This is a genomic window from Herbaspirillum rubrisubalbicans (genome assembly GCF_003719195.1).
Classification (GTDB): Bacteria; Pseudomonadota; Gammaproteobacteria; order Burkholderiales; family Burkholderiaceae_D; genus Herbaspirillum; species Herbaspirillum rubrisubalbicans.
This window is the reverse complement of record NZ_CP024996.1, coordinates 5,265,463-5,283,072: the sequence shown is the minus strand read 5'-3', so window position 1 is coordinate 5,283,072 and position 17,610 is coordinate 5,265,463. Positions and strand designations below refer to the sequence as shown.

Below are 17,610 nucleotides of genomic sequence, written 5' to 3'. Positions count from 1 at the left end.
GCCGGGCGCATGACCAGAAGACGTCGCGCGGCGCATCCGTACCGACGCAATACCTCAAGCTTTCAACCAAGGAGACCTCAGTGCAAAGGAATCATCTCGCCGCCAGTATGCTGGCCGCATTCGCTACCCTGGCCGCCGGCGGCGCCCAGGCCCAGACCTCGGTGACCGTCTACGGCCTCATCGATACCGGTGTGGAATATCTCAACAATGCCAACGCAGCCGGCAACAGCGTGGTGCGCTTGAGCTCGGGCAACATGAACACTTCGCGCATCGGTTTTCGTGGTAGCGAAGACCTGGGCGGTGGCCTCAAAGCCATCTTCCAGTTGGAAAACGGCTTCAAGCTCGATACTGGTGGCTTCGATGGCGATGCCAACCAGATCTTCAACCGCCAGTCCAACGTTGGCCTGGAAGGGGGCTTCGGGCGCGTGGTGACTGGTCGCTCCTACTCGACCACCTATGACTTCATCGCCCCGTTCGACCCCATGGGTTACTCGGCCAACTATTCGTGGGTGACTTCGGCCGGTGCCACCGGTGGCCGCAAGGATGGGATGCCGACCGGCGTGTCGAACCTGGTCAAGTACCAGGGCGAATTCAGCGGCGTGAAGATCGGCGCCATGTATGGCTTCGGTGAAGTGGCCGGCCAGACCAGCAATGGCGCCAAGTACGGCGTCGGCCTGGGTTGGGGTTCGGGCCCGTTCAGCCTGGCCGCCACCTATGACCGCAACAACAGCACCACCACCGTCAATACCGCCTACGACCGTGCCACCAGCGCCCATCTGGCAGCGGGCTACCAACTGGCCGATGCCTGGAAGTTCAATCTGGGCTACCGCTACTACAAGAAGACCCTGGCCAGCGGCGCCACCGACCTGCGCAGCGACTTCTACTGGGGCGGCGTGAGCTACAAGTTCACGCCTGCCATGACGGTCATTGGCGCCATCTACTACCAGAACATCAAGAACGTGGCCAAGGATGCGGACCCGATCATGTACTCGCTGCGCTTGAAGTATGCGATGTCCAAGCGCACCGACCTGTACCTGAGCACGGCCTATGCCAAGGCCAAGAACAACCAATTGGTGGGTCTGTCGCGTGATGACGTGGGCTTTGGCAATAGCCAGTTCGGCATGACCATGGGGATGCAGCACCGCTTCTGATGCACTGGGAGCCTGGCCCGGTGCGTGTGAGCGCTATCGGGTCGCAATAGTCTTGAGCTGTTTTGATCGGAGCCCACCTGCTTGCTGCAAGTGTGCTCCGTTTTTTATGGCGACTTGCGTTGGTCTGCGCCGGGCAGTTGCAGGCGATCAATCAGGTTGTCATCGCAGGCGTTGCGATTGCAGCCAGTCATGCTGAGCACCATCTGCGCGCCTACCAGCAGCACGAAGATGGCACCCACGACGATCCGCCCCCAGGGAATGCGGCGCGGTTCGTTCGGCGCTTCGGCGCTTTGTAGCAGCAACAGGGTGGCCGGATATTCGGCGCTCTTGAAACCCAGTAGACCGGCGATGACCACCAGCGCTACCAGCGAGAACAGGATCGCCCAGGTGTAGAAATGCAGGCCCAGCATCAGCGCCCCATGCGCCTGCTGGCCCGCCATCCCCTCCAGTGACAGTTGACGCAGGGCCACCACGCCGGTCAGCAACGCCCCCAGCAGCGCCATCCCGTAATGCGCGCTCTTGACGCCGAAGCGCAGGTTACGCAGGAAACCGATGCCGGTGAGGATGATGCCGATACGCTGCAGCAGACAGAGCGGACAGGCTGGCTCCAGCAGCATCCACTGGTAGTACAGCAGCAGCCCCAGGCAGCCGCTGACGGCCAGCAGGCACAGGCAATTGAGAAAGATCCCGCCCGGCAGGACGGGATCCCGCGGCGTGAAGACGACAGAGCGATCCATGGGACGGCGCGATTACAGGACCAGGCCCTGGGGGAGCTGGAGGTAGGGGCTGAAGCGCCACAGAGTCAGCCCCATTGTTGCCAACCATAGTTTATTGCTCAATGATTTCCAGCCGAAAGAAATCCCGAGGACGGTCAGGAAGGCCAGCAGGAAAGGAAGATAGAGGAACATGAGACAGTCCGGCGTTGGCCCGGATTCATATCCGGGAGGTTGTAGGTGTGTTTTTTATCCAATCGTAGCCGAATGCCTGCCAAAATTTCGCTCAAAAACCTCGAAAAAAATCGAGATTTACCGAGTTTATTCTGAGTGGCCGGGGTCACTTGCGCTTGCGCCGGCTTGGCGCCATTTCCCGCATCAGTGCGATAAAACGCTGTGCCCCCAATCCCAGGGGCCGGTCCTTGCTCCACACCACGTCCACCCACATGCGCTGCTGGTTGCTGATGTTGTCGAAGTCGATCACCACCAGCGTGCCGGCCTCGATCTGCGCCTGCACCAGGCTGTGCGGCAGATAGGCCCAGCCCAGGCCTTCACGCACCAGCGACAAGGTGGCCAGGTGGTTGTCGGTGCGCCAGATGTGGCGCGCCAGGAAAAAGCGCGGATCCGAGATGCTGGCGTCGCGGCTGGCCACGGCGATCTGGCGGATGTCGTACAGGTCTTCGTAGCGCAATTTGCGCTTCTTGCGTAGCCGCGCCGGATGGTCGGGGGCGATCACGGCCACCATCATCTCGCTGCTCAATTCCTGGAAAGCCTCGCTGTCATCACCGGCATGGCGCTCGAACACCAGCGCCAGTTGCGCCGTATTGTCATAGAGCATTTGCATGGCGTCGGCCTGCGGTGAGGACAGCACCTCCACCTCCAGCGAAGGAAACTCCGCCGCCAGCACTGCCAGCGGCCTGGCCCAGGGCACCGACAGCAACTCCGGTGCGATGGCCAGCGTCAGCTTGCGCTCCAGCCCCTGGTGCATGGCCAGCGCGTGGGCATCGAGCTGGCGCAGGGTGCTGGCCAGCAGGCGCGCATCCGGCTCCAGGGCGCGCGCCAGTTCGGTGGGACGGGCGTCGCGCGCGGTACGGTCGAACAATTGCAGGTCCAGCTCCGCTTCGAGCTGGCTGATGGTCATGCTCACCGATGAGGGCACTCGCCCCAACTGGCGCGCAGCGGCCGAGAAGGAGCCACTGTCGAGCACGGCCAGAAAGACCTTGACGTTGTCACTGGAGAAAGCCATCGCAGCATCCTTGCAGGGTGGTCGGCTACCTATCAGTAAAACTGAAAGAAGCCGACTTCTTCTATCAAAAAACTCATCATAGAATGCTTTCCATCCCAAGGCCAGGTGCGCTGGTTTCAGTTTGTCTTATCCACAGGCGCAGCCTCTGCCGTATCTGCAGTATCAGGAGAATGTCATGCAAGGATTCAAACGCAAGCTGGTCTATGCCAGCCTTTTCGAAGGCTTGGCCATCATTTTCACGACCGTCGGCCTGACCGTGTTCGCCGGCCACGACAGCACGCATTCCTTGGCGGCCGCGGTGGTGTCCTCGACCATCGCCTTCCTCTGGAATTTCATCTTCAATACCTTGTTCGAGCGCTGGGAAGCGCGCCAGCCCCGCCGTGGCCGCAACTTCGCCCGGCGCGCCGCGCACGCCATCGGCTTCGAAGGCGGGTTGGTGGTGATGCTGGTGCCGCTGTTCGCCTGGTGGTTGGGCATCAGCCTGTGGCAAGCACTGGCGTTGGACTTTGGGTTGATCGTCTTCTTCATGATCTATACCTATCTGTTCAACCTGCTGTTCGACCGCATCTTCGGACTGCCCAGCTCGGCCATGCCGCTCACCGCGCCGGCAGTCCAGACGCGCTAGAGGGGCGCGATGAGGGGGGCAATGCAATAGAATAGAACGCTCTCATTGCCTCCCATCCCAACGCGCACACTCACACCATGTACATCCCCGCCCACTTCGCCGACAACGACACGGCCAGCCTGCACCAGTTGATCGCAGCCCATCCCCTAGGCGTGCTGGTCTCCCACACCGCCAGCGGGCTCGATGCCAATCACTTGCCATGCCATCTCGATCCCGCGCAGGGCGCGCTGGGCACGCTGCATCTGCACGTGGCACGGGCCAATCCGCTGTGGCGCGAGCTGGCCGATGGCGATGCGGTGCTGGTGGTGTTCTCGGCGGGCGATGCCTACATCTCGCCCAACTGGTACCCCAGCAAGCATGAGGCGCATCGCCAGGTACCGACCTGGAACTACAGCGTGGCCCATGCCCATGGCCGGGTCACCATCCGCGATGATGAGCGCTATGTGCGCGGCGTGGTGGCGCGGCTCACGCGCACCCACGAGGCGAGTCAGCCACAACCCTGGAAGATGTCGGATGCGCCAGCCGATTTCACCGATACCCTGCTGCAAGCCATCGTCGGCATCGAAATCGAAATCACGCGCCTGGAAGGCAAGCGCAAGCTCAGCCAGAACAAGGAAGTGCGCGACATCGAAGGTGCCGCCAATGCACTCAAGGCGGCGGGTCACACGGCGCTGGGGCAAGCCATGCAGGAACAGGCTGCGCTCAAGCAACAGTGAACAAGCGTGAGCAAGGAAGCAATACTCGCGCATCCTCGCACACGAAATGCCGGCTCTGTGTAGAATCCGCAGCACCGGCGTGCAGACGCCTCACATCGCATTCCAATGAGGTCGTCCATGTCCGCACTCGCTACTGTCTCTCCCCATGCCGTGCGCAGCGATTCGCTGGGTTGCTCGGCCACGCACTTGAAGCAAAGCCAGGAACTGCAGGGTAGTGAGTTCAGTTTCTATCGCAAGCGGGTCGAAGGCCAGGAGGTTTCGCAGGTCTATACGCCGGCCTCCGACCGCGGTTTCCTGGTGGGGATCTCATTGGCGCCGCGGCATCAGCGCAGCATCTTGCGCGGTCGCCAGCGCACCCAGTTCGACTTCGCACCCGGTGCGGTCTATACCCGCGATTTTTCCGAAGATTACCGCGCCGACCTGCAGACGCCTTTCGACTTCCTGCTGGTGGAGTTGCCCTTGTCCTGGTTTGCCGCGGCCAGTGATGAGCTGCGCGGTCGCCGCGTGAGCGGCCTGTCCACCGTCACCGGCCAGGCCGACCCGGTGCTGGCGCATCTGGCCTGGGCGCTGGCACCGGCACTGGCGTGGCCCGATCCAGACAATCAATTGTTCATCGACCAGTTGGGCCTGGCCATGGGCACCCACCTGTTGCAACGCTATGGCGGCGTGACGCTGCCCACCACGCGTCCGGTGCGGTTGTCGCGCCTGCATGAAGAGCGCGCCAAGGAGATGTTGTTGCAGAAGGTCAAGGGTAATGTCTGCATTCCCGATATCGCGCGCGAGTGCAATATGTCGGCCAGTTATTTTCTGCGCGCCTTCAAGGCCAGCACCGGCTATACGCCGCACCAGTGGCTGCTGGTGCAGCGGGTGGAAATGGCGCGTGAATACCTGCGCCATACCCAGCTTTCGCTGGCCGAGATTGCGGTGGCGTGTGACTTCTATGACCAGAGCCATTTCAGCCGCGTGTTCTCGCAGGTGGTGGGTTCTACGCCCGGGGCCTGGCGGCGCAAGTTGCGCTGACCGGCAGCATCAAGGGATGCGCGGCAGATCGAAGAAGAACAGTGTTCCCTGGGGCTCGGCGGCCATTACCCGCAGGCGTCCGCGATGGGCCTCGATGATGGAACGGCAGATCGCCAGCCCCATGCCCATGCCATTTTCCTTGGTGGTGTAGAAGGCATCGAAGACCCGCGACATGGCCTCGGCGGCAATGCCTACGCCACTGTCCTGCACCCTGACCTCGACCCGCTGCTCGTTGCAGCAACTGGCGCTGATGCCGAGCAGGCGGGTGTTCGGGACCACGCTGGTCATGGCATCGATGGCATTGATCACCAGGTTCAGCATGACCTGCTGCAACTGCACCGGATCACCCAGCACGAAGACATCGGCCGGCATCAGTGAGAGCGTCAGCGATACCTCACGCTGCTCCAGTTGGCTGCGCGAGAGCGTCAGGATGTGGCGGATCAGCGCATGAAGATTGACCCGCTCGAATTCCGGGGCGCGGTTGCGGGTCAGGTCTTGCAAGCCACTGATGATGCCGCCGGCACGCTGGCCTTCGCTGATGATGTCGCGCAGCCCGGCGCGGGCGTGCTCCAGATCGGGCACCGGCCGATTCAGCCAGCGCAGGCTGGCGCCGGCATTGGAGACGATGGACATCAGGGGCTGGTTGATTTCATGGGCGATGGAGGCCGTTAACTGGCCCACGGTGTTGGCGCGGGCGACCCGTTCCACGTCCACCTGGGCGGCGCGGATGGCGTATTCAGCCTGGCGTCGCACGGTGATGTCGGTGGCCGTGCCCATGTATTCGGTGAAGGTGCCATCGACCCAGACCGGTTTGCCGATGCCCGACAGATAGCGTATTTCGCCGGTATCCTGGCGACAGATGCGATGCTCCACACGGATGGTGCCCCCCATGGCCACGGCGGCATTGACGGTATCGAGCACTTCCTGACGATCATCCGGGTGCATGATGGAGGCGAATTCTTCGTAGGTGATGCAATTGCGCCCGGCTGCCAGGCCGTAGATGCGGCACAGTTCGTCGGAACAGAACATCAGGTCTTCGCGCACCAGGTAGCGCATACTACCGGCGTGATTGAAGCGTTCGCCTTGCTTGAGCAATTCCTGGCTGGTGCGCAGTTCGCGCTCGGCGCACAGTAATTGTTCCTTTTCCCGCAAGGCCCGTGCATGGCGCTCGGCATTGGCCAGCGCCACCGCCGCGTGGGCGGCGATATGGTGGGCGCAGCGCGCCAGGGCCGGCGTGGGTTGGGCGTCGTAATGCAGGTAGAGTTCGCCGCGTGTCTGACCATCGTGATGCAGTGGCAGTACCAGTTGCGCTGCTTGCAGTTCGCGTGAAGTGGCGATGCGGTGCGCCTGGGGATGGCAGACGTGCAGGCCATCCTGGCGCGCCTCGGCCTCGATGAGCGGCAAGCCGGCAGCTTGCTGCACCAGCAGGCAACGCTGCGCACCGGCCAGGCAGCATACGGCGCGGGTGATGGCCGGCTTCAACTGGGTCGGATCGAGCAAGGCGCACAGCGCGCGCAGCGTGTGCAGCAGGGCATCGTTGTCGTCGGGAACAGGCGGGGCGGACGGCAAGTCGGTCTCCTGGCGGGCAAGGGGGCAAAGGTAGGCAAGCGGGCTAAAGCCGCATTGTGCCCGATCCGCCATTTTCAGGTACGGCCGTAGAGCAGGGTGGCGGTGAGCAACACCAGCAGGGTGTCGGCATCGACCGGCTTGGTCAGCAGTGGAAAACCCAGCGCCAGGGCGCGCTGGCGCTGCGGTGGCGTGACCTGCGCCGAGATCAACAGCAGCGGCAGCGTCGGCCGCAGCTGCGCCAGTTGCTCGGCCAGCTCGAAGCCGCTCATGCGTGCCAGGCCCAGGTCGACGATGGCGCAGCAAGCCTGCTCCAGGCAGGGGCTGACCAGGAAATCTTCGCCGCAGTCGAAGCTGCAACTGCGATATCCCGCCGAATCGAGCAGGTTGCACAAGGCAGCCCGCACCCCCAGATCGTCATCGATCACCGCGATGGGGCGATGCGATGGCGACAAGTTCTCCCCTTCGCTCATCATGATGCGTTGGCTTACTTCTGTTCGGGTGGGGGCGTGCCGGTGATCTTGGGAATGCATTCCCGGTGGAACCACGATGCCGTCAAGGGTTCGCCGGCCAGCTTGCGACGCACGATGGGCACCACCTGCTCACCGATCAACATGCCCAGCAAGCCCAGTAGCGCAATGATCGGTGGTGCTGGCGACTGCACCTGCAGGGCAGCGTAGATCAGGCCAGCCAGGACACCCATCAACAGGGAAATCAAATAAGGTTTCATGCGTACTCTCACCTCAGCTATTCAGGTACCGAACCAGTGCAGCAGGCGTTCGCCCAGCACCATGCCCAACAGGCCGATCAAGGCGATGCCCGGGGGCGCCGGTGAGCGCACCTTGAAGAGCGCATAGACGACGCCGATCAACATGCCGGCGCCCAGGGAAATCAGATAAGCGGACATGGCCCGGCTCCTCATGAAGATGGCGCACCGCCGCGCCTGCGCCGTACACGGAGAGCGGGCAGGGCGGCGGCGTGCAAGGCGGACTTACTTGGCCGCGATCGGAGCCAGGGTCTTCTGATTGCCGTGCGGGCGTTGTTCGGCCTTGTGCACCATGGTGTAGGCGTAGTCCACGCCCATGCCGTAGGCGCCGGAGTGTTCGCGCACGATGTCCATGACGGCGTTGTAGGTTTCCTTGCGGGCCCAGTCACGCTGCCATTCCAGCATCACCTGCTGCCAGGTCACGGGGATCACGCCGGCCTGGATCATGCGTTGCATGGCGTAGTCGTGGGCTTCCTTGGAGGTGCCGCCGGAGGCATCGGCCACCATGTAGATTTCGTAGTCGCCTTCGGCCATGGCGCACAGGGCGAAGCTGTTGTTGCAGACTTCGGTCCACAGGCCCGCCACCACCACTTTCTTCTTGCCGTTGGCCTTGAGGGCGTCGCGCACCTTCTGGTCATCCCAGGAGTTCATCGAGGTGCGTTCCAGGATGTCGTGCTCGGGGAACACCGACAGCAGTTCCGGGTAGGTATAGCCGGAGAAGCCCTGGGTTTCCACGGTGGTGATGATGGTGGGGATGTTGAACACCTTGGCCGACTTGGCCAGGGCGACGACGTTGTTCTTCAACGCCTGGCGGTCCATCGATTGCACGCCAAAGGCCATTTGCGGCTGGTGGTCGATGATGATGAACTGGCAGTTGGTCGGGGTCAGCACGTCGAGCTTGGTATTGGTAGTCATGATCGTTCCGTAGGTGGGTAGTGTGTGTATGTGGAGGAGAGTGCTGGTCTGGCGGCGGGGAAACCACGCCAGCCAGCGGGCAGCGGGAGTCAGGCTGCCGGAGGCGATCATAGGCAAGCGGGACGGGCGCTGCCATTATCTGTTCGTATAGCTAGACGCTGGCACGGCGTTTTTGCACACTGCCAGCACCAATAAAAGCGTATGGGATGGGCGTTGCTGCCAACACAGTGGCTCACCATGTACGCAATACGCCCCTCTTCATCGCCGTAATCGCCCTATTCCATGCCCGGAGCCTCCATGACCACCGCAGCCAGTCCTACCCCTGACCTGATCCTGTTGAACGGCAAGATCCACACCGTCGACCAGCAGAACCCCATCGCCGAGGCCGTTGCCATCGGTGGCGGAAAATTCCTCGATGTCGGCAGCGCCACCGATGTGATGCGCAGCAAGCAAGCCCATACCAAGGTGATCGACCTGGGTGGCCGCACCGTCATCCCCGGCCTGAACGACTCCCACCTGCACCTCATCCGCGGTGGCTTGAACTACAACCTGGAACTGCGCTGGGAAGGCGTGCCCTCGCTGGCCGATGCCCTGCGCATGTTGAAGGACCAGGCCGCGCGTACTCCGCATCCGCAATGGGTGCGCGTGGTCGGTGGCTGGACCGAATTCCAGTTCGCCGAAAAACGGATGCCCACGCTGGACGAATTGAACGCCGCCGCCCCCGATACCCCGGTCTTCGTACTGCACCTGTACGACCGCGCCTTGCTCAATCGTGCCGCGCTGCAAGCGGTCGGCTATACCAAGGACACGCCCAACCCACCGGGCGGCGAGATCGTGCGTGACGCCTCGGGCCATCCGACCGGCATGTTGATCGCCCGTCCCAATGCCATGATCCTGTACGCCACCCTGGCCAAGGGCCCGACCCTGCCACAGGAATATCAGGTCAACTCGACCCGCCAGTTCATGCGCGAACTGAACCGCCTGGGCGTGACCAGTGCCATCGATGCCGGTGGCGGTTTCCAGAACTATCCCGATGACTACCAGATCATCAACCAGCTGGCCGCCGATGGGCAATTGACCATTCGCATTGCCTACAACCTGTTCACCCAGAGCAAGGGCGGCGAACTGGCCGACTTCCAGAAGTGGACCGGCATGGTCAAGCCGGGTGACGGCGACGACTTCCTGCGTCATAACGGCGCCGGTGAAATGCTGGTGTTTTCGGCGGCCGACTTCGAGGACTTCCTGGAGCCGCGTCCGGATCTGGCCGAGGGCATGGAAGAAGAACTGGAACGCGTGGTGCGTCACCTGGTCTCCAATCGCTGGCCGTTCCGCTTGCACGCCACCTATGACGAATCGATCTCGCGCATGTTGGATGTGTTCGAAAAGGTCAATCGCGAGATCCCCTTCGATGGTCTGCACTGGATGTTCGACCACGCCGAGACCATCACCGAGCGCAACATCGAGCGCGTCCGTGCTCTGGGTGGTGGCATTGCCATCCAGCATCGCATGGCCTTCCAGGGGGAATACTTCATCGACCGCTATGGCGCCGAGGCGGCCGAGCACACGCCGCCGATTGCCAAGATGCTGGAAATGGGCGTGCCGGTCGGCGCCGGCACCGACGCCACCCGCGTGGCCAGCTACAACCCCTGGACCGCCCTGTACTGGCTGGTCTCGGGCCGCACCGTGGGCGGCGCCAAACTGTATGGCGCGGCGGGCCGCTTGCCGCGCGAAACCGCACTGGAACTGTGGACCGCCGGCAGCGCCTGGTTCTCCAGCGAGCAGGCCAAGAAGGGCCGCATCCAGACCGGCCAACTGGCCGACCTGGCGGTGCTCTCGGCGGACTTCTTCAGCGTGCATGAAGATGAGATCAAGAGCATCGAATCGGTCATGACGGTGGTCGATGGCAAGGTGGTTTATGGCGCCGGCCCGTTCTCGGCGCACGGTCCGGGCGAGATCCCGGTACTGCCCGAGTGGTCGCCGGTGGCCAAGGTGCCGGGTCACTACCGGGCCGTGGCCAAGAGCGATGCCGCGCGCCAGAAGAAGGCCATGCTGCCCCATGCCTGCGTGGGCTCCTGCGGCGTCCACGGGCACGCTCATGACGTGGCGCGCAAGTCCAGTGTCCCGGTCTCCAACTTCGCCGGTTTCTGGGGCGCGTTGGGTTGCAGCTGCTTCGCGTTCTGATGGGGGCTGCTCATGCAAACGCGTCATCCTACCCGCCGGCAGGCATTGCCGGTGCCGCCCCTGGACCTGGGTCTGCTGTTCTTGCGCCTGGCCGGCAGCTTCATGCTGTTCTATGTGCATGGCTTGCCCAAGCTCATGCATTACGCGCATGAACTGACCGTGATCGAAGACCCCTTCGGCATGGGCCCGACGGTTTCACTCTGGTCGGCCATCCTGGCTGAAGCACTGTGTCCGGTCCTGATCGCCCTGGGCCTGTTCACCCGCCTGGCCTGCCTGCCCATCATCGGCGTGCTGCTGGTGGCCATGCTGGCCGTGCATCCCGACTGGAGCATTGCCGAAGGTCAATTCGGCTGGCTGCTGCTGGTGATCTTCACTGCCATCGCGCTGTGCGGTCCGGGCCAATGGCGCCTGGGACGCGCGGTAGCCCAGCAGTAGGAATTAAGTTTCTACCGTGCAGTCTGTAAGTCCCAGTAGCTGAAAAACTTAGTTTTCTCCCGGCCGCCGCCTTGCCATGCACAAGGCGGCTGCTCCACGCAGGGCGCAGCAATCGACATGCCCCCCTCACACCTCATCAAGGAGTAACACCATGAGCACCATCATCACCCGCGACGGCACCGAAATCTATTACAAGGACTGGGGTAGCGGCCAACCGGTCGTCTTCGGTCACGGCTGGCCGCTCGACGGCGACATGTGGGAATACCAGATGAATTTCCTGGCCGAGCGCGGCTATCGCGTCATCGCCTATGATCGCCGTGGTTTCGGTCGTTCCAGCCAACCCTGGAACGGTTACGACTACGACACCTTCGCCGATGACCTGGCCGAGCTGATGGACAAGCTGGACCTGCAAGGCGCGACCCTGGTGGGCTTTTCCATGGGCGGCGGCGACGTCGCCCGCTACATCGGTCGCCACGGCAGCAAGCGCGTGGCCAAGGCTGCGCTGCTGGGTGCGGTCACGCCGATCTTCGGCCAGGCCCCGGACTTCCCACAGGGCGTGCCGGCCGAGGTCTTCGCCGGCATCAAGGACGGGTTGCAGAAGGATCGCGCGCAGTTCATCAGCGACTTCGCCGCCGTCTTCTTCGGCACCAATCGTCCCGGCAAGTCCAACGCCGTCAGCCCGGCAGTGCTGGCCCAGACCTTCAACATCGCCATGCTGGCTTCGCTGAAGGGAACCCTGGATTGCGTGAGCGCCTTCTCCGGTACTGACTTCCGCGAAGACATCAAGAAATTCAACTTCCCCACCCTGGTCATCCATGGTGACGATGACCAGATCGTCCCCATCCAGACCACCGGCAAGCTGGTCGCCGAGATGGTGCCGGGCGCGCAACTGAAGATCTACGGCGGCGCCCCGCACGCCCTGTGCGCCACCCACAAGGACCAGGTCAACGCCGACCTGCTGGCCTTCCTGAAGGGGTAAGCAATATGAGCCTGGACGCTACCCAACGCCAGCAACTGGAGCAACGCCGCAAGGCGCCGCTGGCCACGCCCGGCGTGCTGTCGGCGCAGGCCAGCAAGGAGATCAGCGGCGCCTTGACCATGCTGCTGGCCGATATCTTCGCCTTGTATCTGAAGACGAAGAACTTCCACTGGCACATGTCGGGCCCGCATTTCCGCGACTACCACCTGCTGCTGGACGACCAGTCCCAGCAGATCATCGTCATCACCGATGCGGTGGCCGAGCGGGTGCGCAAGATCGGCGGCACCACCCTGCGTTCCACCGGGCATGTCGGTCGCCTGCAACGGCTGGCCGACAACGATGCCGACTTCGTCACGCCCTCGGACATGCTGGCCGAACTGCGCGAGGACAATCTGCGTCTGGTCGGTTTCATGTTGGCCACGCATGAGCTGTGCGATGAGCACGGCGACGTGGCCACCGCCAGCCTGCTGGAAAACTGGATCGATGAGGCCGAGCAGCGGGCCTGGTTCCTGTTCGAATCGGGACGCACGTCGATGTGAGGCGTGCCGGTTTCGGCACCAAAGGCAGGACTTGAGGCAGGGCTTGACGGCCCTGCCTTTTTTGCGTTTTCCTTCACACTGCGTCTGGTGGACCGCTCTGTCCCGCGCTATGGTGGCGGGGCGGTTTCTTTATCCTTCATTTCCATGGTTTTTTCGCGTGACCCAGCCCTTACCCACCCGTGGCATGAAGCGCTTTCACCTGCAGGACGACATCACGCTGGTGCGTGCGGCGCAGGGTGTGGCATCAGAGCAGGCGCCGGTGATCGACATTCCCGAGGATGACGCCTTCTCGATCATCGTGCAATTGCAGGACTTCCGCCATCACAAGCTCTGGCGCGGCCGGCAACTGGTCCATGCCGGCGGCCACCGGCGCGGCGAGATGGCCATCACCGACCTGCGCGAGCAGTGGCGTTGCCAGCACCTGTCGGGCTACGACAATGTACGCCTGCACCTGCCGCGCAGCGCCATCGAGCAATTGAGCCAGGACAGCGGACGTCGCATCAGTGGCTTGCAGCCGGGCCAGGCGTTGCAGGATCCGGTGGTATGGCACCTGGTCCATGCCTTGCTGCCCGTGCTGGGCGAGGCCGCCAACGACAGTGACACGGTCTTCATCGACACCGTCACGCTGGCCTTGCACACCCACCTGGCGCAGCGTTACGGCGGCCAGGCGGCGCCGCGCAGCAGCGGGCGGCTGGCCGGATGGCAGCAGGTGCGGGTGCGTGACTACATGCTGGCGCATCTGGGTCAGCGTCTGAGCCTGGCGGAGTTGGCCGCGCAATGCGGCTTGTCGCGCGCGCATTTTTCACGGGCTTTCAAGCTCAGCTTTGGTCTGCCGCCGCACGCCTGGCTGCAACGCCAACGTATCGCCCTGGCTTGCGGCCTGCTGCGCGAGGGCGGCAAGAGCATGACGGCCATCGCGCTGGAATGCGGGTTCTCGGACCAGAGTCACTTCAGCCGGGTGTTCAAGCAGGTGATGGGGATGGGGCCGATGGTGTGGGTGCGGGATTCGTGATTCGAAGACAGCGAGTGAAGTTAAGGCCCCACCTGGCTTCCGCGTCTTCGAATGGATAGCTCTTCCGGGCAGCTTGCAGCTTCAACGATGCTGTGCCAGCCATTCGCGCAAGGCGCCGTTCATTCGGCTTTGCCAGCCCGCGCCCTCGCTCTTGAAAGCCTCCAGCACATCAATATCGAAGCGCATCGTCACCTGCACTTTCGTACCGCTACCCGCCGGGCGGCCACGGCTGCGCGCTGGCCGCATGGCTGCAAAATCCTCGGCAGTCAGAGGTGGATTGTCCGGGTCTGACAAGGCTGCCGCAGTGATCGCTGCATCTTCCTCATCGCCGGGGGGAAGCGCCCCTTGTTTAATTTTCGGCATACAGTTGAAACTCCCTTTGATTGACCTTGCGCAGGCTGATCATGCGCCGCTGGTCAGCCCGTATGACGTATACAGCCACATGGAGCCGCATACCGATGAAGGCAATGGCAATTTCTCTTTGCTCTTTGTAGTCGTGCCGGTCATCGGTTCTGATCAGCGCATCTTCCCAGTCCATCTTGGCGGCCAGCGCAAGTGAGACGCCATGTTTGGCAAGGTTGGCCGCATCTTTGGCGGGGTCGAATACGATGTCCATGCATATTATCGTAGCTACGATAAATGTGCGGATCAACGATTATTTGTAGCTACATATAAAACCGGCACCAAAGCACTGGAACCCATTTCATCAATAGGAAGAACCCGAAGGGAGCGGCCCGTTCGGGCGAATTTGCGTGACGAATTTGGCTCAAGACGCACCCCCCGGCATAAGTCAATCGCTTGTGCCCTTGCGATCTTGGTTGGAGGGCCACCTCGCTTGATGTTGACCACCGGTGCTCAGGAATGCGTGGTTGCAGAAAAGCGCTGGCCGTCTACCGCTGCCTGGCCGAATGAATCTGCAAACGCTCCGCCGCCCGCACCAGGTCGGCCAGGGTCTTGGTCTGCATCTTGTCCATCACGCGGCGCTTGTGGACCTTGACGGTGATTTCGCTGATGCCCAGTTCGGTGGCGATCTGCTTGTTGAGCAGGCCGCCGATGGCCAGCTCCAGGACTTCGCGTTCGCGCGGGGTCAGCTTTTCCAGGCGCGAGGCGTTGGCCGCGTGCTCCACCCGTTTGTGTAACTGCCGTCCGGCCACGGTCAGCGCTTCTTCCACCGCACCCAGCAGGCGTTCATCCTCGATGGGCTTGGTCAGAAATTCATGGGCGCCAGCCTTCATGGCCTGCACCGTTGTCGGGATGGTGCCGTAGCCCGAGATGAAGATAACGGGAATGGCGTCGCCCCGCTGTTCCAGCCGATGCACCACGTCAAAGCCATCGGCGCCGGGCATCTTCATGTCCAGCAGCAGGCAGCAGGGGGTGCTGGGCAGCGGCACCTGCAGGAATTCATCGGCCGAGGCGAAGCCGCGTGCAGTGTAACCGGCCGCGGCCAGCAGTCTGAGCAGAGCCGTCCTGACCATGCCATCGTCGTCGACGACATATACGGTACTTTCCATGGTTCCATCCGTCTTGCCGGGTTGCAAAAATCATTGCGCAGGCAGGGGGCCGATACAGGGGCGGTCAGGGGCGCCATCAGGCCATGCTGTGCATTGCCTGCCATCATCTGCATTCGAGTCGGGTTTGGATTGTACGAATGTGCTGTTTTTTGTAAAAAACGCCTTTGTTGCATTTGCTTGTCCGGCGCCTGCGCCCTATCCGCAGGGATAATGGGCGCGCCGGGCGCGCGGTGCTATGGTGTGCGGCCTGGCTCCACCATCCTCCACCCAAGCGAGACCCACCCTCATGAATGTCGCCCAACGCAACCGCCTGCAGTCCTCGGGACTGGCTTTCCTCGCCGCCTATGTCGATACGCTGGGTTTCATCGCCCTGTTCGGCTTGTTCACGGCGCACGTAACGGGCAACTTCATCCTGATCGGCGCGGCCCTGGCCGATACCTCGCAGATGTCGATCCTGCTCAAGTTCCTCGCCTTCCCGGCCTTCATCCTGGGCGTGGCGGTGGCACGTGTGTTCATCGCCGCCATCCAGCGCGCCCATGGTCGGGCGCTGGCCTGGTCGCTATTGCTGCAACTGGTGCTGTTGATCGGTTTCATGCTCTGCGGCATCGCGGCCGCGCCGGTGCAGTCGCCTACCGCAGGCTGGGTGATGGCCGCGGGCCTGCTGGGCACCGCTTCCATGGGCGTACACAACGCCATCAGTCGCCTGTTGCTGTCTCACCTGGCGCCGACCTCGCTGATGACCGGCAATGTCACCCAGGTGGTGATCGACATGGTCGACATGCTACGCGGTGCGGCCGATGCCGGCACCACCGAGCGTTGCGTCAAGTTCGTCTGGCCGGTGCTGTCCTTCGGCGTGGGTGCCATTGCGGCGGCCTTTGCCTATCACGCCATCGGCTTTGCCGGGCTGATCGTGCCGGTGCTGATCCTGGTGGCCATGATCGTTTGGGAATGGCGCCAACCTGCTCCCTCGGCGCTGGCCAAGTGAACAAGTCGCGGCTGGAAGCCTTCAGCGATGGCGTCATCGCCATTGCCATCACCATCATGGTGCTGGGCCTGCAGACACCCCAGGGCGCCAGCCTCGATGACTTGGCGCCGCTGATGCCGCCACTGCTGAGCTATGTACTGAGCTTCGTCTACATCGGCATCTACTGGGTCAACCATCACCACCTGCTGCAACTGGTCACGCAGGTCGACCGCCGCGTGCTGTGGGCCAACCTGCACTTGCTGTTCTGGCTGTCGCTGCTGCCCTTCGTCACCTCATGGGTGGCCCATCATCATCGCCAGAGCGCGCCGGTGGCCTGCTATGGCGTGGTGCTGCTGATGTGCTCGGTGTCGTTCCTGTTGCTCAAGCTGGCATTGCACCATAGCGAAGCGGCCCATCCTTCGCTGGCGGCGCTGATCGGCCATGGCCGCAAGAATGCGCTGTCCATCCTGCTCTATGCGGTGGCCATTCCACTGTCCTTGTTCACGCCCATGGGCGCCACCGCCATCTACGTCTTGCTGGCCCTGCTGTGGTTCCTGCCGGACCATCACTTCGAGCAAGCGCGTCCTTGACCACGCCCGTGATCAGGCGCCGAGCTTGTCCCACAAGGCAGCGGCGTTGAAGTCGCGGATCACCGCATCGGCCCCGGCGGCGCGCAGGCGCGTTTCATCCAATCCCCCCAACATGCCGAAGGTCCAGACCTTGGCACCGCTGGCGGCTTTTACGCCCGAGCTGGAATCCTCGAAGGCCACCGCCTGCTGCGGCTGACCGCCCAGCACTTGCAGCGCGGTCAGGTAGGGCAGGGGATCGGGCTTGGCGCGCGCCAGTTCGTCGCCGATCACCAGCGTATCGAAGCGCCCGGCCAGACCCGTGGCCTTGAGCATCAGCTCGGCATTGGCGCGCGGGGCATTGGTCACCACGGCGCTACGGCCACCGATGCGGGCGATGTGTTCCAGCAAGCGTTCGATACCCGGCGTGGGTGCGACCTGCTGGTCCAGTTGCGAGCGGAACAGTTGCTCCTTCTCTTCGGCCAGCGGCTGGCATTCGGAGGCCGGCATCCCGGGGAACAGGTGGCCGAAGATCATGGCATTGGAGGCGCCCATGATGTGGGTCTTGTAGTAATCGACGTCGATGCTGCGGTCCCAGCGTGCCAGGATGGTGTTGAAGGCGGCATGATGCAGGGCGTCGCTATCCATGAGCGTGCCGTCGAGGTCGAACAGGAAATGGGTGATGGTCATGTCGGCTGTGCACTC

Annotated in this window: 23 protein-coding genes; 11 read left to right on the top strand and 12 right to left on the bottom strand. The window is 62.9% G+C overall.

The window, feature by feature from the left end:
* The first annotated feature begins 80 nt into the window (after positions 1-80).
* Positions 81-1,151: a porin gene (locus RC54_RS23495; RefSeq protein ID WP_082803044.1), complete on the top strand. Its 1,071-nt coding sequence runs from the start codon at positions 81-83 to the stop codon at positions 1,149-1,151.
* Between the two features lie 104 nt (positions 1,152-1,255).
* Here RC54_RS23495 and RC54_RS23490 read toward each other — a convergent pair whose 3' ends face one another.
* The 3 genes from RC54_RS23490 to RC54_RS23485 all read right to left on the bottom strand — a co-directional run bounded on the left by RC54_RS23490 (position 1,256) and on the right by RC54_RS23485 (position 3,110).
* The gene (locus RC54_RS23490) at positions 1,256-1,888 is read right to left on the bottom strand and encodes a disulfide bond formation protein B (RefSeq protein WP_058897208.1); all 633 of its coding nucleotides are present in this window, start codon (positions 1,886-1,888) and stop codon (positions 1,256-1,258) included.
* 12 nt (positions 1,889-1,900) lie between these two features.
* Complete coding sequence (locus tag RC54_RS25535; RefSeq protein ID WP_164471238.1) at positions 1,901-2,059, bottom strand: hypothetical protein; 159 nt, start codon at positions 2,057-2,059, stop codon at positions 1,901-1,903.
* 145 nt (positions 2,060-2,204) lie between these two features.
* Positions 2,205-3,110, bottom strand: a complete 906-nt coding sequence (locus tag RC54_RS23485; protein WP_058897207.1) for a LysR family transcriptional regulator — start codon at positions 3,108-3,110, stop codon at positions 2,205-2,207.
* 175 nt (positions 3,111-3,285) lie between these two features.
* Here RC54_RS23485 and RC54_RS23480 point away from each other — a divergent pair, with 175 nt between their 5' ends.
* The 3 genes from RC54_RS23480 (at position 3,286) to RC54_RS23470 (ending at position 5,471) form a co-directional block, all read left to right on the top strand.
* Entirely contained in the window at positions 3,286-3,735 is a 450-nt protein-coding gene (locus RC54_RS23480) for a PACE efflux transporter (RefSeq protein WP_058897206.1), read from the top strand.
* Between the two features lie 77 nt (positions 3,736-3,812).
* Complete coding sequence (locus RC54_RS23475) at positions 3,813-4,451, top strand: FMN-binding negative transcriptional regulator (protein WP_061788524.1); 639 nt, start codon at positions 3,813-3,815, stop codon at positions 4,449-4,451.
* 117 nt (positions 4,452-4,568) lie between these two features.
* Positions 4,569-5,471, top strand: a complete 903-nt coding sequence (locus RC54_RS23470) for a helix-turn-helix transcriptional regulator (protein WP_061788523.1) — start codon at positions 4,569-4,571, stop codon at positions 5,469-5,471.
* A gap of 9 nt (positions 5,472-5,480) precedes the next feature.
* Here RC54_RS23470 and RC54_RS23465 read toward each other — a convergent pair whose 3' ends face one another.
* The 5 genes from RC54_RS23465 to RC54_RS23445 form a co-directional block, all read right to left on the bottom strand.
* On the bottom strand, positions 5,481-7,040 hold the full coding sequence (locus RC54_RS23465) for an ATP-binding protein (protein ID WP_061788522.1): 1,560 nt from the start codon (positions 7,038-7,040) through the stop codon (positions 5,481-5,483).
* A 74-nt stretch (positions 7,041-7,114) separates the two neighbouring features.
* Positions 7,115-7,513, bottom strand: coding sequence for a response regulator transcription factor (locus tag RC54_RS23460; protein WP_058897202.1), 399 nt, complete (start codon positions 7,511-7,513; stop codon positions 7,115-7,117).
* Positions 7,514-7,524: 11 nt separating this feature from the next.
* On the bottom strand, positions 7,525-7,767 hold the full coding sequence (locus tag RC54_RS23455) for a DUF1427 family protein (protein ID WP_017449962.1): 243 nt from the start codon (positions 7,765-7,767) through the stop codon (positions 7,525-7,527).
* A gap of 21 nt (positions 7,768-7,788) precedes the next feature.
* Positions 7,789-7,944 (bottom strand): DUF1427 family protein, encoded by a 156-nt coding sequence (locus tag RC54_RS23450; protein WP_082803043.1) that lies wholly within the window; start codon positions 7,942-7,944, stop codon positions 7,789-7,791.
* An 84-nt stretch (positions 7,945-8,028) separates the two neighbouring features.
* Positions 8,029-8,718 carry a hydrolase gene (locus tag RC54_RS23445; protein ID WP_058897201.1) on the bottom strand — a complete coding sequence of 230 codons (690 nt, stop codon included), beginning with the start codon at positions 8,716-8,718 and terminating at the stop codon, positions 8,029-8,031.
* Positions 8,719-9,015: 297 nt separating this feature from the next.
* Here RC54_RS23445 and RC54_RS23440 point away from each other — a divergent pair, with 297 nt between their 5' ends.
* From RC54_RS23440 to RC54_RS23420, 5 genes are all read left to right on the top strand, one after another.
* Entirely contained in the window at positions 9,016-10,899 is a 1,884-nt protein-coding gene (locus RC54_RS23440; RefSeq protein ID WP_061788521.1) for an amidohydrolase, read from the top strand.
* A 12-nt stretch (positions 10,900-10,911) separates the two neighbouring features.
* Positions 10,912-11,334: a DoxX family protein gene (locus tag RC54_RS23435; RefSeq protein ID WP_058897199.1), complete on the top strand. Its 423-nt coding sequence runs from the start codon at positions 10,912-10,914 to the stop codon at positions 11,332-11,334.
* Positions 11,335-11,485: 151 nt separating this feature from the next.
* Entirely contained in the window at positions 11,486-12,313 is an 828-nt protein-coding gene (locus RC54_RS23430; protein WP_061788520.1) for an alpha/beta fold hydrolase, read from the top strand.
* Positions 12,314-12,318: 5 nt separating this feature from the next.
* The gene (locus RC54_RS23425; RefSeq protein WP_061788519.1) at positions 12,319-12,852 is read left to right on the top strand and encodes a Dps family protein; all 534 of its coding nucleotides are present in this window, start codon (positions 12,319-12,321) and stop codon (positions 12,850-12,852) included.
* Between the two features lie 157 nt (positions 12,853-13,009).
* Positions 13,010-13,864: an AraC family transcriptional regulator gene (locus RC54_RS23420; RefSeq protein ID WP_244216409.1), complete on the top strand. Its 855-nt coding sequence runs from the start codon at positions 13,010-13,012 to the stop codon at positions 13,862-13,864.
* 81 nt (positions 13,865-13,945) lie between these two features.
* On the opposite strand, the gene RC54_RS23415 is transcribed toward RC54_RS23420, so the two are convergent.
* From RC54_RS23415 to RC54_RS23405, 3 genes are all read right to left on the bottom strand, one after another.
* A complete protein-coding gene (locus RC54_RS23415; protein WP_061788517.1) occupies positions 13,946-14,227 on the bottom strand; it encodes a BrnA antitoxin family protein in 282 nt (93 codons plus the stop codon).
* Positions 14,214-14,480: a BrnT family toxin gene (locus tag RC54_RS23410; protein ID WP_061788516.1), complete on the bottom strand. Its 267-nt coding sequence runs from the start codon at positions 14,478-14,480 to the stop codon at positions 14,214-14,216. The genes RC54_RS23415 and RC54_RS23410 overlap by 14 nt, the downstream gene beginning before the upstream one ends.
* Positions 14,481-14,754: 274 nt before the next feature.
* Positions 14,755-15,375 carry a response regulator transcription factor gene (locus tag RC54_RS23405; protein ID WP_058897194.1) on the bottom strand — a complete coding sequence of 207 codons (621 nt, stop codon included), beginning with the start codon at positions 15,373-15,375 and terminating at the stop codon, positions 14,755-14,757.
* A gap of 286 nt (positions 15,376-15,661) precedes the next feature.
* On the opposite strand from RC54_RS23405, the gene RC54_RS23400 reads away from it, so the two are divergent.
* Together RC54_RS23400 and RC54_RS23395 are read left to right on the top strand one after the other, a co-directional pair.
* On the top strand, positions 15,662-16,360 hold the full coding sequence (locus tag RC54_RS23400) for a YoaK family protein (RefSeq protein WP_061788515.1): 699 nt from the start codon (positions 15,662-15,664) through the stop codon (positions 16,358-16,360).
* Positions 16,357-16,929 carry a TMEM175 family protein gene (locus tag RC54_RS23395; RefSeq protein ID WP_244216408.1) on the top strand — a complete coding sequence of 191 codons (573 nt, stop codon included), beginning with the start codon at positions 16,357-16,359 and terminating at the stop codon, positions 16,927-16,929. Before RC54_RS23400 ends, RC54_RS23395 begins: the two co-directional genes overlap by 4 nt.
* A 12-nt stretch (positions 16,930-16,941) precedes the next feature.
* On the opposite strand, the gene RC54_RS23390 is transcribed toward RC54_RS23395, so the two are convergent.
* The gene (locus RC54_RS23390) at positions 16,942-17,595 is read right to left on the bottom strand and encodes an HAD family hydrolase (protein ID WP_061788513.1); all 654 of its coding nucleotides are present in this window, start codon (positions 17,593-17,595) and stop codon (positions 16,942-16,944) included.
* Positions 17,596-17,610 lie beyond the last annotated feature (15 nt).

What these genes read in the sequence shown, in the direction of transcription:
- RC54_RS23425 (WP_061788519.1), top strand. Translation starts at nt 12,319, where the DNA reads ATGAGCCTGGACGCTACCCAACGCCAGCAACTGGAGCAACGCCGCAAG.
- RC54_RS23435 (WP_058897199.1), top strand. Translation starts at nt 10,912, where the DNA reads ATGCAAACGCGTCATCCTACCCGCCGGCAGGCATTGCCGGTGCCGCCC.
- RC54_RS23430 (WP_061788520.1), top strand. Translation starts at nt 11,486, where the DNA reads ATGAGCACCATCATCACCCGCGACGGCACCGAAATCTATTACAAGGAC.
- RC54_RS25535 (WP_164471238.1), bottom strand. Translation starts at nt 2,059, where the DNA reads ATGTTCCTCTATCTTCCTTTCCTGCTGGCCTTCCTGACCGTCCTCGGG.
- RC54_RS23485 (WP_058897207.1), bottom strand. Translation starts at nt 3,110, where the DNA reads ATGGCTTTCTCCAGTGACAACGTCAAGGTCTTTCTGGCCGTGCTCGAC.
- RC54_RS23455 (WP_017449962.1), bottom strand. Translation starts at nt 7,767, where the DNA reads ATGAAACCTTATTTGATTTCCCTGTTGATGGGTGTCCTGGCTGGCCTG.
- RC54_RS23450 (WP_082803043.1), bottom strand. Translation starts at nt 7,944, where the DNA reads ATGTCCGCTTATCTGATTTCCCTGGGCGCCGGCATGTTGATCGGCGTC.
- RC54_RS23445 (WP_058897201.1), bottom strand. Translation starts at nt 8,718, where the DNA reads ATGACTACCAATACCAAGCTCGACGTGCTGACCCCGACCAACTGCCAG.
- RC54_RS23490 (WP_058897208.1), bottom strand. Translation starts at nt 1,888, where the DNA reads ATGGATCGCTCTGTCGTCTTCACGCCGCGGGATCCCGTCCTGCCGGGC.
- RC54_RS23410 (WP_061788516.1), bottom strand. Translation starts at nt 14,480, where the DNA reads ATGGACATCGTATTCGACCCCGCCAAAGATGCGGCCAACCTTGCCAAA.
- RC54_RS23460 (WP_058897202.1), bottom strand. Translation starts at nt 7,513, where the DNA reads ATGATGAGCGAAGGGGAGAACTTGTCGCCATCGCATCGCCCCATCGCG.
- RC54_RS23475 (WP_061788524.1), top strand. Translation starts at nt 3,813, where the DNA reads ATGTACATCCCCGCCCACTTCGCCGACAACGACACGGCCAGCCTGCAC.
- RC54_RS23480 (WP_058897206.1), top strand. Translation starts at nt 3,286, where the DNA reads ATGCAAGGATTCAAACGCAAGCTGGTCTATGCCAGCCTTTTCGAAGGC.
- RC54_RS23400 (WP_061788515.1), top strand. Translation starts at nt 15,662, where the DNA reads ATGAATGTCGCCCAACGCAACCGCCTGCAGTCCTCGGGACTGGCTTTC.
- RC54_RS23440 (WP_061788521.1), top strand. Translation starts at nt 9,016, where the DNA reads ATGACCACCGCAGCCAGTCCTACCCCTGACCTGATCCTGTTGAACGGC.
- RC54_RS23405 (WP_058897194.1), bottom strand. Translation starts at nt 15,375, where the DNA reads ATGGAAAGTACCGTATATGTCGTCGACGACGATGGCATGGTCAGGACG.
- RC54_RS23470 (WP_061788523.1), top strand. Translation starts at nt 4,569, where the DNA reads ATGTCCGCACTCGCTACTGTCTCTCCCCATGCCGTGCGCAGCGATTCG.
- RC54_RS23415 (WP_061788517.1), bottom strand. Translation starts at nt 14,227, where the DNA reads ATGCCGAAAATTAAACAAGGGGCGCTTCCCCCCGGCGATGAGGAAGAT.
- RC54_RS23390 (WP_061788513.1), bottom strand. Translation starts at nt 17,595, where the DNA reads ATGACCATCACCCATTTCCTGTTCGACCTCGACGGCACGCTCATGGAT.